The following is a 15,035-nucleotide window of genomic DNA, read 5'->3' as shown; positions in this document are numbered from 1 at the left end:
AAATCAATATTTATCATACAACCTCATCAGCATATTTATCTGGTCTATTTGAAGTTTAATGCAATTTTTGATTTTTATGACTTTTTAATCATATGGCTTTAAGAAAAAAAATATTCTTGACAAGGCGAGATCTTTGTTAATTTTCCGATTAGGAAAAAAACTAAAAAACAGAGTATACAGATCATTTCCCTGTGTCTTTAAGATAATCCTGCCATCCAAATTTTTATATGCTTTTGGCAGAGGGTAAATACCAAATATTAAATACAAGAATTATGGATGTTTTTTACAAAAAATTATGGCAGGTAAGTGCAGTGCGCTTATTTCTACTGCTGTTTTTTTGTTGCACCACTGCTTTTGCACAAACGCAGGTAGTGACGGGGAAAGTTGTGGATGCGGCAACAGGCGACCCGATTCCGGGCGCTACAGTTAAAGTGGTCAGTTCTAATATAGGCGTTTCGGCTGACGTGAATGGAAGTTTCACCCTTAATGTCCCTATGGGCGCCTCGATACAGATTACTAGCATTGGTTATAAAAATGTAGTATTGAAAGCGGAAACAGGCAGGCTGATGTTAGTCAAATTATCTTCTAGTACTGAACTTGATGATGTTGTAGTAGTAGCATACGGTACCCAGAAAAAAGCAACGGTTACCGGTGCGATTTCTACCATCAATTCAAAAACATTTCAGGATCGTGGGCCTACCAATAACCCGATTGCCAACATCCAAGGACAGGTTCCAGGGGTTGTGGTAACCAGAACCTCTGCACAGCCAGGAAGGGAAAACTGGAATTTTCAGATCAGGGGAGCAACCTCTATTAATAACCAGGATCCATTGATCATTCTTGATGGGGTAGCATTGAACAATAACAATGCATTAAATTCAATTAATCCAGATGATATTGATAATGTATCAATTTTAAAGGATGCGGCAGCAGCTATTTATGGAGCAAGGGCGGCTTATGGTGTAGTACTGATTACGACCAAAAAAGGCAAGAGCGGACAGTTCGTGGTACAATATAGCCCGACAATTTCGCGTAAACTGATTGGTCTTCAGCCTGAAATGGCAAATATGGAGCAGTGGGCAAAAGGTTTAATTGAGGCCAAAATCAACGATAATTATGGCGTAATACCAGCAACAGATCTATGGTACCAAATGGCTAATTTTGCAATTGCGAACAACGGCAATGTGATTTTAGCTTCACAGATTCCCGGTTATAATGGATCGGCTATCACTCCCGGACTTTTTTATAACGGACTGCCCGTACCTACTTTTGGTGATGTAAAAGAGCTTAATTTTACCGATACCAGAATGTCGGAAATCCTTTGGGGCGCAGCCACTTCTACACAGCATAACCTGAGCCTGGCAGGAGGGAATGAAAAAAATACCTTTCGGGCATCGCTGGGCTATCTTAACGACGGCAGTCAGCTCCAGTTTGGAAATAATGGAAACCAACGTTATAACCTTAGGTTAAACAATGGCTTCAGATTCAGTGAAAAAGTTCAGTTGGAAACCAATGTCTCGCTTGAACAAAATAATATTCAACAGCCAACATTATATACTACAGGTCCATACAGCGCACTAGGAAATGGTTTTCAGCCGGGAATCCCTGCATTTACGCAATCTGGCAGACCTTACCAGTGGGGTGGTGTAATCAGTCCACCAGGATCATTAAGGGATGGCGGCGATAACCTGGAAAATAATACCAGGATTTTATTAAACTCGACAATAAATTATAAACCTGTAAAACACCTTACCTTTTCGGGTACTGCAGGATATAACATGTGGTATCAGGATAACAAGGTGCAGGCAAAAGCAGTACAGTTCTATTCCTATGATGACCGTTACCTGATCTCAACAACACCCAGTAGAGGTACAGCTGGTAATGTTACCGGAAATGCCAATTATTTCAGGCAGACGGTTAACGATAAATATTATAACCTCATTGGTAGGGTAACCTATGAAAATACATTTGCGAAACACCATAATGTAACTGTCCTTGCGGGCGGATCATATGAAAGGGACGAATACAACATGTTCAATACCCGCACCTATAACCTGGGTAGTGACGATATCCCTTCGTTGAACCTTGGTCTCAGTAACGGAACTGCGGGTTTTGTCACCAACGATGAAGCTAGAAACCATTATGCCATTGGTTCGTACTTTGCCAAAGGTACTTATGATTATGATGGTAAATATCTTTTCGAAGGCAGTGTAAGGTACGATGGTTCGTCTAAATTTATCGATGATAAACGCTGGAAAACTTTTTACAGTGCCCAAGTGGGTTATAGGCTCTCAGAGGAGGCTTTTATTAAGAAATTGGATGTGTTTTCTGATCTTAAAATCAGGGCATCATATGGCACTGCGGGTAACCAGGGAGGTATCGGGTTATATGACTACCTTCAATCATTGAATGTAGGAAGCAGTGGTGTTCTATTGGGGCCGAACATCGCAACAGCAACTACCACCACAGGAAACCTGGTTTCCCTGAACAGGACATGGGAGACTGTTGTTAACAAAAATCTTGGTCTTGATTTTGGACTTTTAAAAGGAAAATTGACAGGGACTTTCGAACTTTTCGAAAAACGCAACAAGAATATGCTTATTAGCATAACCTATCCCGGAACGCTTGGAATCGGTGCACCGCAGTCAAACAACGGCGAGCTAAAAACATGGGGATGGGAGGGGATCGTGACCTGGAGGGATAAGATCGGAAGCGTAAATTATTCTGTTTCTGCCAACATTACCGATAGCCAGAACAAGATTATTTATCTGAACGGAGCACCGCTAATAAATGCTGGATACAATAGTGCAGTGGAAGGCTATTCACTTGGATCTTATTTTGGCCTCCAATATGCAGGGCGCCTTCAAACACAGGCCGAGGTTGATGCCTATAATAAATTTTATGCTCCTGGAGGGATTGTAAACGGGATAGGTATTCCGATTGCGAGCCCATTGACCAACCTTCCTGGACAGTTATCAGGCCTTCGGCCTGGAGACAATTCGTTTGCAGATGTAAACGGTGATGGAAAACTGACAAATGGTACATCTACATCTAATATGGGTGACTTTGTTTACTTGGGAAGTGATATCCCACGGTATACATTCGGTTTAAACCTGAGTATGCAATGGAAAGGTTTTGATCTGACAACCATCTTTCAGGGAGTCGGAAAACGCACTATTTTCAGGTCAAATGGAAGCGCGAATAACTGGCGGATACCCTATCAGTCACTTAGCCAGGCTCAGGTTACTGCCTGGATAGGAAATACCTGGTCGACTGAAAATACTGGTGCTTATTACCCGAATCTTCATGCCAATACGACACTTAATGCCTACAATTATCAGGCATCTACCTGGTCGGTTGAGAATGGAGCTTACCTACGCCTGAAAAATGTTGTAGTGGGTTATACCCTTCCAAAAGTGCTAATGGCCAAATCACATCTTTTTAGCGGCCTTAGACTTTATGCTTCTGGAAGTGATTTGTGGGAAGTTAGCGGAATCAAGGACGGTTGGGATCCGGAAGTTACGAGGACTACCGCAGGCAATGAGCGTTACCCTTTTTACCGTTATCTAACTTTTGGTGCCAACCTTACTTTTTAATAAAAAGGTCATGAAAAATATAACATATAAAACAGTATTCTCCCTGGCGATGATTTTCCTGATGGCTGCATCGGGATGTAAAAAATCATTGGATCTCCTTCCTCTGGATCAACTTTCAGAGGTTGCATATTTTAAGAATGCAAATGATTTTAAAACTTTTGCCAACCAATATTATGGCTATCTGAGAAACTTTAATAATTCCTTTGCCGATAACCCGCATTATGATGGCAGGGCCGATGTATTTGGTGGCGGTGGTGCCTTTGGCTCAGGTACTAACACCGTTCCTGTTACGGATGGAAATTGGAATAGCAATTATACCCGGATCAGGGCCTGCAATTTTTTGCTTGAAAAAGCGGCAGCTTTTGCAGATAAAGCGAGTATAGCGCAATATGTTGCGGAGGCAAAATTTTTTAGGGCATACGCCTATTTCGACTTGCTACAGCTGTATGGCGGCGTTCCGCTTATTACAAAAACTTTGGATCTGGAATCGCCAGAACTTTATGGTGCAAGGGCGGCTAGAGAAGCAATAGCAGATCAAATTATTGCTGATCTGGAGGCAGCCATCCCTGATCTTCCGGTATCAATTACTTCAACCTCGACCGATTTCGGACGGGTAAGCAAGACTGCTGCACAGGCTTTTTTAGGCCGTGTTGCACTTTATGAAGGAACCTGGCTTAAATTTAGGAATGGTGATGCCACCAGGTTTAACAACCTCCTTGATAAATCGGCAGCTGCCTCCAATGCGGTAATTTTAAGTAACCAGTTTGCATTGTTCGGCACAGCAGCATCTAATGCATTAGGCGGAAATAGTACCGTTCTGGGAGATTCAGCACAGAAATACCTGTTTATCCTCGAAAATCCAAAATCCAATCCGGCTGGAGTAAATAAGTCGGCAAACCATGAATATATCCTTTCTTATCGATACGATGATGTGATAAAAACGATTAATACGAACATCAGCAGGCAGGGAACGCAGATTGGCCCCCAACAGAAATTTGTAAATGCTTTTCTTTGCCAGGATGGATTACCTATCGAAAAATCTCCTCTTTTCCAAGGGTTTCAAACTTATGGTTCGCAGTTTGTCAACAGAGATAATAGGTTAAAGTATACCATAAGGGTATTAAACGGTTATTATTGGTATGGTAACGCCAACTTTAGGATTACCTGGTTGAACGATGCTGCCGATAATGCCAATTCTACAGGTAAGGTTGTTCAGATAGGCGGCTATGTAAACCAAAAATGGGTTTCTGAACGCAATGTGCCAGATACGAAAGAATCTGAAGATTATCCTGTAATCAGGTATGCTGAGGTTTTATTGAACTATGCCGAAGCAGTATACGAAAGAAACGGGACCATTGGGGATGCCGATCTGGATAAATCTCTAAATCTTGTACGCCTGCGCGCCAACAAGACAATGCCTAAACTTTCGAACGCGTTTGTGGCTACGAATGGGCTTGATTTTCGCACCGAAATCAGAAGAGAACGTTTTACCGAGCTTTATTACGAGAACTTCAGGTTTGATGATATCAAGAGATGGCATAGTGCAGGAACCGATCTGGTAACCAATGTTGGTGGATCAGCTTATGGAAATGCTGCTGGATTTGTTAGTCCATGGCCAGTTTCCATTAGATTTACCGGAACGCAGGCTCAGTTAGGGCCAAACCAGTTAGCAACTGTGCCAACAAACGCTAAAGACGCCAATGGAAATTTGATTTTAGACAATACAGCCCGTACTTTTTCCGAACGGAATTATTTATATCCCATTCCTACACAGCAGTTAACCTTAAATCCAGCCCTGATCCAGAATCCAGGATGGTAATTTTTTAGATTTTAGTTCTTTATCTACCCAGTTGCCGAATGGTGGCTGGGTTTTTATGCTTTAAAATTTTTGAGAAAAGGCTGGATTTTATCAATATACCAATAGCTTATTCAACCTGGCTATAGCTAGCCATTTAGTTTTTGGCGACAGCGTATGAATTAAGCTCAAATATGTCCCTATTGTAATAATGTTTCATTATTTTAGTAACCAACAATTGCAAAACTGTGCGAAGAATATTGCTGATCTTTCTTTTCCTATATGCCGGTCTGTGTGTCGCCTCACAGCGAGATTCGCTCAGTGTACGCCATCTGGAAATAGAAGATGGGCTGTCCAATAATTATATCCGCTGTGTTTATCAGGACAGAAAAGGATTTTTCTGGTTTGGTAGCAGGGATGGCCTCAACCGTTATGATGGATATGGTTTCAAGGTGTTCAGGAATGAAATCGGTAATAAAACTTCCCTTATTCATAATATTATACATGCAATTAACAGTGATACAGATAATAACATATGGATCGGGACCAGGCAAGGCTTAAGCATCTATAATGATAAAAAAGGCATCTTTACCGAAGGCTCATGGCATGACCCTATAAAAGGGACAGATTTGCCGATTACAAAAGTAATCAGAGATCTTGTACCTGGTATAAACAATACCATGCTCGTCGCGACCGAAGGAATTGGGCTGTTGAGGTTCGGCAAAGGGAAGACTGTAGGCGAGCAGATTCCCCTTTTGATAAATGGTAGGCGCACTTTTTCCTATGGTGTGCAATCCGTCAGGCTGGATGATAAGGGAAAAGAGTGGGTGTTTGTACAAAATCTCGGACTTTATTATTTTGAACCAAAAGTGCGGGCACTGGTACTGGCTAGCGCTGATGTTGTTCTTGCGCTCTCTTTGGGGGTAAGTGGCGGACAGGTGTATATTGGCACCTATAACGGTCTGTATCACTATGACCCAGTCAGAAGGAAAAATACGGCCATTACCGGCAGTGGAATCGAAGGGAAGTCAATTCTTGCTATCGCCCCTGACAGCCATAATATTCTTTATCTGGGAACAAATGGAGATGGCGTGTTCCGTTATGATCCGGCAAGTGGAGGCGTGCAGCTGTTGGGTAATGAAATCAATAACGGTCTGACTGGTGAACAGATCTACTCCATATTTATCGATAAAAACGATAGAAAATGGATCGGAACCTATTCAGGCGGAGTAACCATTCTTGATCCGGTAAAAAAAATATTCCAGACCTGGGCGCACAATCCACAGGGAAATTCTATTCCCGGAAACTCAATATCAGCGTTTTTAGCTCCAAAAGATGGAAAACTTTATATCGGCACCGATGGTACCGGGCTTAGCATCTGGGATAGGAAGTTAAACCAATTCACCAATTATAAGCATGCTGCAGACCCTAACACGATATCCAGTAATTTTATTTCATCAATGGTTTCCGACAGTCATGGGGATATCTGGATCGGAACCTTTACGGAAGGTGCCAACCGTTTCGATCCAAAGACAAGGAAATTTACCAGGTATAAAATCGTAGATCCGCAGACTGGGGTTGAAAGCAAGGTCGCTTTTACGGTATTTGAGGATCAGGACCATGATATCTGGGCGGGAACCCTTAGGCGGGGAAGCCTTCTTGGAGGGCTTTATCGCTTTAACCGCGGTTTGGATAAGTTTGAACTTTTCGATCAGAAACTGGGTGATCTGTTTACAATGATGCAGGCCGGGGATGGCCAAATTTGGGCAGGCAATCTTGATCAGTTGATCCAGGTTGATAAAAAAGGAAAAAAACACAGGTTTTATAATCTTGGCTACACCGTTCGGGTGATATTTGAAGATAAAAAAGGACTGCTCTGGATAGGGACTGAAGGTGGTGGACTCATCATTTTTGATCCTTTTAAAAGAAAGGTGGTATCGAGGTTAACCACTGCCAACGGCCTTTGTAATAATTCAGTACTGAGCCTGATCCCTGATAACCAGGGAAATCTCTGGATGAGTACCTATTTCGGAGTATCGTGCTATAACTTTGATCAACGTACCTTCAGAAGTTTTTATCAGAGTGACGGCCTGCAGAGCAACCAGTTCCAGATCAATGCGGGAATCAAACTTGGTACGGGGGAAATCGTTTTCGGGGGCATAAAAGGGTTTAGTCTTTTCGATCCACGGGAAATTATTCCACACAGCCAGATGCCGAGCCTGTTTCTTACCGGAATAACCATTAATAATACGCCGCTGGAAGAAAACCTGAAACTGATTGTGGATGAAGATAAGATTGCCATCAGGGAAATAGAGGTGCCTTATGATCAGGCTGTATTTACCTTTTCGTTTACTGCACTCGAATTTTCATCCCCAGAGAAGATTTTCTATAAATATTTTATGGATGGCTGGGACAGGGGGTGGACAAATTCGGGAAAGGACAGAAAAGCAACCTATACGCATATTTCTGAAGGAAGTTATATATTTCGGGTAAAGAGTACAAATACGGAGGGGATGTGGGGACGCAATGAAATTACCCTGAAGATCAGAATTCTTCCGCCATGGTACAGAACTTGGTGGGCCTACCTGGGATATATCGCCATTGTCTCTTCAGTTATCTATGTATATCTTAGATATCGGTCGGCACAGACCCGTTTAAAATATGAAGTTCAGATTGTAAACCTTGAATCCCAAAGGAAAAAAGCTGAATATGATACGCAGGTAGCCCTGCATAATATGGAACGTTTGGCGCATGACAAAGAGAGGCTCATCAATGAGCAGGAAAAAGCACTTGCCGAGAAGCGCATGTCGTTCTTTACCAATATATCTCATGAGTTCCGTTCTCCACTTTCCCTGATTATTAATCCAATTAATGATCTGATCAAAAACAGTAGCGTTGAAGGCAAGGAAAATGCGGAGCTCAGCATGATCCAGCGAAATGCCAAAAGGATGCTGTCGCTGGTAGATCAGCTGTTGCTCTTTAGAAAAGCAGAAGAAGGTTTTGAGCACATTAAAGCGGCTAAACTTGATCTTGAAAAGCTATCCAGAGAAGTTTTTTATTGCTTTGTTCAACAGGCCTCAGCCAAGGAGATCGATTATAGGTTTGAAAGCACTGCTGTTGATAAGGAAGCTTATGCCGATAGGATAAAGATCGAAATTGTGCTGTTTAACCTGATTTCCAATGCCCTGAAATATACGCCAAAAGGAGGAGAAATAGTGGTAAGCTTAACCGAAGAGGATCAAAGTCTTTTGATCACCGTCCAGGATTCTGGTCCCGGCATTCCTGATACCGCAGGGGAAAAGATTTTTGACCGTTTTTATCAGGCAGAAAGAAAAGACGGGAACCATAAAGCTGGCTTTGGGATCGGGCTCTATCTGGCAAGACAGTTTATGGAAGCACATTCTGGCCATATTTCTTATAAAAATAGGGCCGAAGGTGGATGTGTATTCAATATCTGTCTCCTAAAAGGAAAAGAACATCTTGTTGGGCAGATCATTGAAGAAGAACAGGAAGGCTCAGAAGCGCTTTTTAATGAAATGTATGCTGCTGCACTTCCTGAATCTGCAGCGCAAAATAATATCAGTCTGGATGTAAACCTGGTTAGCGATAGACAGTCTATTCTGGTTGTTGATGACGAAAGGGATATCCGCCAGTATATTTCCAGTCTTTTCTCTGGCATTTATACTGTTTACCAGGCAGAAAATGGCGAACAGGGACTTCAGCTCGCTGCGGAAAAACTTCCAGACCTCATCATTACAGATTTCAAAATGCAAGGGATAGATGGGATAGAATTCTGTCAGATGATCAAATCCAATCCTACGCTTTCCTATATCCCCGTCATTCTATTAACGGCAAGTTCATCTCAGGAAGTGAAGCTGAAAAGTGTACATGGTGGTGCTGATGACTATATTAACAAACCCTTCGAACGCGAATACCTCATTGCCAGGGTAGCCAATCTACTGCGTAACAGGAATAATCTCCAAAACTATTTCTATAACGAAATTACCCTTAAAAGTAATGCTGTGGTGGTATCTGAAGAGTACAAGAAATTTTTGGATACCTGTATCCTGGTTGTTGAAAATCACCTTACCGATTCCGACTTTGGCATAAAGGCGCTTGCCGATGAGATAGGAATGAGCCACTCCAATTTGTATAAACGTGTGAAAAGCATTTCAGGACAATCGGTGAATTCCTTCATCCGCTTCATCCGTTTGAGGAAGGCTGCAGAGCTGATGATCAACTCAGACCATAATGTAACCGAGGTAGCTTTCCGTTCGGGATTTAATGATGCCAAATATTTCGGCAAACAGTTCTCAAAACTTTTTGGAGCAACCCCCTCAGAATTTATCAGAAAACACAGGAAGACTTTCAATAAAAGGTATAAAATGAAATAGATATGTTTCATCATACTGCCGATTTTAAGGGTAAAATGGCTTTTTAGGTATTGCTAAAGCGGTTTGGCGAAAATACACTCCTATTTTACGAATTTATACCCATCATTTTTTTTAGCTCGTACCATCTTCGTATCAACCAAATATTGATATGTTATGATGACTGAGAAATTGATTGCACTATGGGAAGGAACACTAAGGGGAAATGAGCGCGATTATGCACAATTGCATGCAAAACTTTATCCAAAACTTTTCGTTTTTACCACCAGGATGTTAGATGATGATGACCTGGTAAATGATCTTTTACAAGACCTTTTTATTAAGTTCTGGGAGAACAGAGAAAAAATCGGAACGATCAGGAATGTGGAGGCCTACTTTTATAGATCTGCCAGGTCGATCGTACTTAACCACATCCGTCTCACCAAACACCGCGAAACTAAGCTGACCTTAATGCCCGCTCCAAGCTTAGTCTTTTCGGCAGAGGAGATCATGGTATCTAATGAATCAGATTCGTTGATGAAGCAACAGATGGTAACGGCACTCAATTCGCTTCCTGCCAAACAGCGGGAAATACTCACCATGCGTTTTTATGATGAGCTTAGCTATCCACAGATTGCCGATATTCTTAAGATCCGTTATCAGTCAGTAATAAACCATGTTTATCGTGCGGTACAAACGCTTCGGCAGGTCTCAGACCTTTCATCCGTTTATGCAGCTTAGTAAAAAAATGAAACTATATAAAATGAGAATGAACCATAAAGGCAAATGTCTGTTCAGATTTGCCATTTTCCTGTTTGCATTGTTATACACGGCAACAGGTATGGCACAACAGCGAAAATCAATCCTTCCCAGAGAACTTTGGCCAGATGATAAGGGAAACCATATCCAGGCACATGGGGGAGGGATTACAAAAGTGAAAGATACCTATTATTGGTATGGAGAAGAGCGCCGTCAGGGACTGGATTCTAATTATAGGTACGTGAGCTGCTATTCATCAAAAGATCTGATGAACTGGAAATTTAGGGGAGATGTATTTAAAATGACCGATCCTGACAGCCTTGGAAAAAAATGGGTATTGGAACGCCCAAAGGTTTACCATAACATCAAAACCAGAAAATACATCATGTATATGCATATCGATGGGCAGGTAAAGGGCCAGAAAGGTAATTATAGCTATGCGCGGGTAGGTGTGGCAATTGGTGATTCTCCAACAGGACCTTTCAACTTTATTCGTACTTTCCGCCCCTTAGGCCAGGAAAGCCGTGATATAGGCCAGTTTATAGATGACGACGGATCTGCTTATCTTATTTTTGAAGACAGGCCGGTTAAAGGCTTTCATATTGCGAAACTTTCTGAGGATTACCTGGATGTTGAAAAAGATATCTGTATCATTAAAGCACCCCTGGAAGGCGGAGCGGTGGTAAAATATAATGGACTTTATTATGCGATTGGTTCGGCACTGACCAGTTGGAACCCAAATCCCAATAAGTACGCAACTGCTAAATCCCTGGCAGGACCATGGTCCGAATTCGAAGATATTGCTCCACCTGAAACCAATACCTATGGATCACAGTCTACCTTTATGCTTAAGGTTGTAGGCACAAAATCAACTGCTGTAATCTTTGTGGCCGACAAATGGAAACCCCGCACCCAATGGGATTCCCGATACCTTTGGATGCCCCTGGAGATCGGCGATGGCAAACTCAGGCTTCCCGAACCTAAACCATGGCGTATCAATGTGAAAACAGGAGAAACAGCGTTCATAAAATAATTTAATCCCAAACAATGAAAAAAATACAGTGTCTTTATTTAATAGTTTATTTTCTGTTTTTTTTAAGTTCCATTTCATCAGCACAGCAGAAATTCATACATCCTGGTATCCTCTTTTCAAGCTCAGATCTACAAAGAATACATCAGACCGCCCAGGATAAAAGTTCGGTCGGTTACGCATCTTTTGAGCTATTAAGGGATAATCCACTGGCCAGCGCAGACTATAAGAAGAAAGGGCCGTTCAGGGTAATATCCAGGGATGGGGAGTTCGGGAATACCAAGAGCCGGATGGAAGCAGATTTCAGCGCGGCTTATCTTAACAGTCTTATGTGGATAGCTACACGCGATCAAAAACATGCCGAAAAGGCCATTGCAATATTGCTGGGTTATGCAGATTCCCTTCAGCGCATTCCACCTACCAACGATGCGCCATTATTGGTCGGATTGGAAGGAACCAAGATTATCAATTCCCTGGAAATTCTGAAACACGATTTTAAAAGGGCAGACCCCGGAAAGCTTGAGCGGATAGCCCAAATGGTAATAGGGATTTTTTTGCCAGTCTGTGAGCGGTTTTATGCAAGCCCTGCTTATACAAATGGAAATTGGGGACCCATAGTGACAAAATTCTACCTCTCGGCCGCAATCTATTTTGATGATCAGAAAATGTATAATAAAGCTGTACATTTTTATCTCCATGCTAATGATAACGGATCCATAGCCAATTATATAGATGGGGAAACCGGACAGATCCAGGAAAGCGGTAGAGACCAGGGGCATTCCCAATTAGGGATCGGGGCAATGGCCACTATCTGCGAGATTGCATGGAAACAAGGGGATGATCTTTATGGTGCGCTTGATAGCCGGCTGTTAAAAGGATTTGAATATACTGCCAGCTATAACCTCGGCAACGAGGTTCCGTTTAAAAAATGGAAGGATATTACCGGAAAATATAGTGATTGGGAACAGATATCTGTTACGGGAAGGGGTAGGTTTATCCCCATCTACCAAATGGTTTACAACCATTATGTACGGAGAAAGGGGCTTTTAATGCCTTTTACCCAGCAGGTAATATCAAAAATGGGCGCAGAAGGTTATGATCGTGATCAACCGGGTTTTGGAGGCTTACTTTACCTTGGCAGCAAATAGTTTTACACTATCAATCATCATTTTATCTGATTCTTTTTTTCGATTCCCTTAGGGCAGTCAATGTCATTAAGTTAAGCGCGGCGGTCGTCAGTCTGTCCAAAGGACTCCTGTGGAGAGCGTAGTCGAAGACTTCTTTAGATTGATCAAGCGCAAATAAATGCTCTTCGACTAGGCTATCATTGGCAGATCTCTATAGAAAGATCGTCATTGCGAGGCACGAAGCAATCTTACAACGATCGCTAACAACCTGCGCATTAAGATTGCTTCGTCGGCTGAAAAAGCCTTCTCGCAATGACGATTCCTCAAAGCCTATACTGGCATCTGGATTAGTATCTGATAATAAACGTGAAAAAGACGTTCATTTTGCTAAACTGGTTTTGTTTAATTAAGTTTGGGTAGCCAGATATAAGCAATTCACATAACCAGGATATTCTCCAACAAACAATTTTTGGATATTTAGAGTATCACAGCGGCAACCTGGTGTCATTATTCATGAAATCCGAAAATCTTTTATCCTGTCGGATTTTTCATTAACATAAAAGAAACCCTATAACCATTGATGAATAAAGTTATCATATTTCTGATTTTTCCCTTACTGATGCAATTTGTGGACAAAGCTTTTGGCCACGTTCCGGCTCCAGTTTCTCCAAAAAGTATTTATGTTTCCGTATCTGGGAGCGATAGGGCAGATGGCTCGGTAACAAAACCTTTAAGAACAATTAGTTATGCTGTTTCAAGGGCAATGCCTGGAGATAGGATACTTGTTTCGGCAGGAGTTTATCGTGAATCGGTAGTGTTTGAACGTGGTGGAAGTTCGGAGCACAAAAGGATTACGCTGCAGGCCTTAAACCAGGCAAAAGTTATGATCAAAGGTTCTGACCGGAAGACAGGCTGGGTAAAGGATAAGAACAAACTTTGGAAATGTATGCTGGATTCTTTCCAAACCGGGATGATGCTCTTCTTCAATGATAAAAAAATGGTCAATGTATCCACCCTTCAGGAGTGCAGTAATGCGCTGCGGTGGACTAAGACCATGGAAAATGGAAAAACGATAATATTGGCAAATTTCGGTACATCGGACCCCAATGTTGGGCTAACGGAAATTTTGGTCAGAAATGTCGGGATCAGTGCCAGGTCTGGTGTAGATTATCTTACCATTGAGGGGATTGCTATCAGTCAGATTTTTAACGATTATGCCTCTATTTATGCAGAACAGCCCGGCGCAATAGATACTAAAAATGGAAAGTATTGGAATATAATAGGCTGTTCCATCAGTGAATGCCACGCTGTAGGCATTTCTATAGGCATACCTGGGCATGTTTATGCAGATGCTAATCCAGGAAGGCCAGAATTTAACGATTATACAGATCTGGCTTCGGTTGGGCATCACAAGATCAAAGAAAACCATATTTTCAACTGTGGTCAAGCAGGTGTTTTTGGGTTGATTGGTGGTACTTCAAGCACCATCGAAGATAATCTGATAGAGAACATTAACCAGGATGGCGGTTATACGGGCAATGAATCGGCAGGTATCCGGCTGGCCATGGCGGTTGATGCCACCATTACGCATAACCTGATCCGTAGGGTTTATGGAAAAAATGGTTATGGTGTGTTTTTAGGACCAATTTTTCAGGGTGCCCGTTTGTCAAGGAATATTATTTCAGATAGTGGTGCCGGATTGTTCTACCTGTTTAAAAACCATGGACCTGTTTTATTTGACAACAATATACTTGCAATGGCAGATACTGCAGATAAAGATATGGCAGGGGTAAAGATGGAGGCATCAGAGGCAAATGTTTTTGTTCAGAACCTGTTCTATAACTGTAGCTTCTACAATGGTCGGCAACCTGGGAAATCGGTATCAACCTCAAATTTTTTGCCGCATAGCCTGGTGATCAAACAGACAATCCCCGCACTGGATATTGACCACCGTTTGTATGGCAATCTTTTTATAGGCAAAGGGGCAGGAATAGCAAAGCCAGCAGGAGGTGAGGCAGATTTTAATCTTTATGCAGATGGGGCCCTTCCGCTAAGCTGGGCCGATCTGAATAGCTCAAAAGCCGAAAATAGCTTTTCTTTTCGCCTGGAACACAACCAGAAAGGGGTAGAATTATTTTGGAAAAAAGAAGCCCTAAAGCCAATAAAAATTCCGGTGCTAACAGCTGAGTTTTTAGGTTTTTTTGCGCTGAGCAAGCAATACATAGAATATCCCGATGGAAAAAAGATAATGATTGACAGGGATTTCCTCAATGCGGTGAGCGGGACATTAGAAAGAACTCCCGGACCTTTTTATCAGGGTAAGGGCCTTAAACCAAGAATAAAATTATTTTAAAATAT

7 protein-coding genes are annotated in these 15,035 nt (G+C 42.0%); all 7 read left to right on the top strand.

Translation table 11 applies throughout. The annotated features are described in order from the left end of the window. The first annotated feature begins 272 nt into the window (after positions 1 to 272). The 7 genes from EYS08_RS08735 (at position 273) to EYS08_RS08705 (ending at position 15,030) form a co-directional block, all read left to right on the top strand. The gene (locus EYS08_RS08735) at positions 273 to 3,596 is read left to right on the top strand and encodes a SusC/RagA family TonB-linked outer membrane protein (protein WP_165456409.1); all 3,324 of its coding nucleotides are present in this window, start codon (positions 273 to 275) and stop codon (positions 3,594 to 3,596) included. A gap of 10 nt (positions 3,597 to 3,606) precedes the next feature. Further along, a complete protein-coding gene (locus tag EYS08_RS08730; RefSeq protein ID WP_131029664.1) occupies positions 3,607 to 5,415 on the top strand; it encodes a RagB/SusD family nutrient uptake outer membrane protein in 1,809 nt (602 codons plus the stop codon). Positions 5,416 to 5,639: 224 nt separating this feature from the next. Next, complete coding sequence (locus tag EYS08_RS08725) at positions 5,640 to 9,785, top strand: hybrid sensor histidine kinase/response regulator transcription factor (protein WP_131029663.1); 4,146 nt, start codon at positions 5,640 to 5,642, stop codon at positions 9,783 to 9,785. 153 nt (positions 9,786 to 9,938) lie between these two features. Beyond that, complete coding sequence (locus EYS08_RS08720; RefSeq protein ID WP_131029662.1) at positions 9,939 to 10,502, top strand: RNA polymerase sigma factor; 564 nt, start codon at positions 9,939 to 9,941, stop codon at positions 10,500 to 10,502. A 7-nt stretch (positions 10,503 to 10,509) separates the two neighbouring features. After that, the gene (locus EYS08_RS08715; RefSeq protein ID WP_208745825.1) at positions 10,510 to 11,553 is read left to right on the top strand and encodes a family 43 glycosylhydrolase; all 1,044 of its coding nucleotides are present in this window, start codon (positions 10,510 to 10,512) and stop codon (positions 11,551 to 11,553) included. A 14-nt stretch (positions 11,554 to 11,567) separates the two neighbouring features. After that, the gene (locus EYS08_RS08710; RefSeq protein WP_131029661.1) at positions 11,568 to 12,698 is read left to right on the top strand and encodes an alginate lyase family protein; all 1,131 of its coding nucleotides are present in this window, start codon (positions 11,568 to 11,570) and stop codon (positions 12,696 to 12,698) included. A gap of 559 nt (positions 12,699 to 13,257) precedes the next feature. Beyond that, positions 13,258 to 15,030, top strand: coding sequence for a right-handed parallel beta-helix repeat-containing protein (locus EYS08_RS08705; protein ID WP_131029660.1), 1,773 nt, complete (start codon positions 13,258 to 13,260; stop codon positions 15,028 to 15,030). Positions 15,031 to 15,035 lie beyond the last annotated feature (5 nt).

It is taken from the genome of Pedobacter kyonggii (assembly GCF_004310665.1).
Classification (GTDB): Bacteria; Bacteroidota; Bacteroidia; order Sphingobacteriales; family Sphingobacteriaceae; genus Pedobacter; species Pedobacter kyonggii.
This window is presented reverse-complemented; position numbering and strand designations above follow the sequence as displayed.

Bases quoted from the DNA above. Each gene is read 5' to 3' on its own strand.
- EYS08_RS08735 (WP_165456409.1), top strand. From the start codon at position 273: ATGGATGTTTTTTACAAAAAATTATGGCAGGTAAGTGCAGTGCGCTTA.
- EYS08_RS08730 (WP_131029664.1), top strand. From the start codon at position 3,607: ATGAAAAATATAACATATAAAACAGTATTCTCCCTGGCGATGATTTTC.
- EYS08_RS08720 (WP_131029662.1), top strand. From the start codon at position 9,939: ATGATGACTGAGAAATTGATTGCACTATGGGAAGGAACACTAAGGGGA.
- EYS08_RS08715 (WP_208745825.1), top strand. From the start codon at position 10,510: ATGAAACTATATAAAATGAGAATGAACCATAAAGGCAAATGTCTGTTC.
- EYS08_RS08710 (WP_131029661.1), top strand. From the start codon at position 11,568: ATGAAAAAAATACAGTGTCTTTATTTAATAGTTTATTTTCTGTTTTTT.
- EYS08_RS08705 (WP_131029660.1), top strand. From the start codon at position 13,258: ATGAATAAAGTTATCATATTTCTGATTTTTCCCTTACTGATGCAATTT.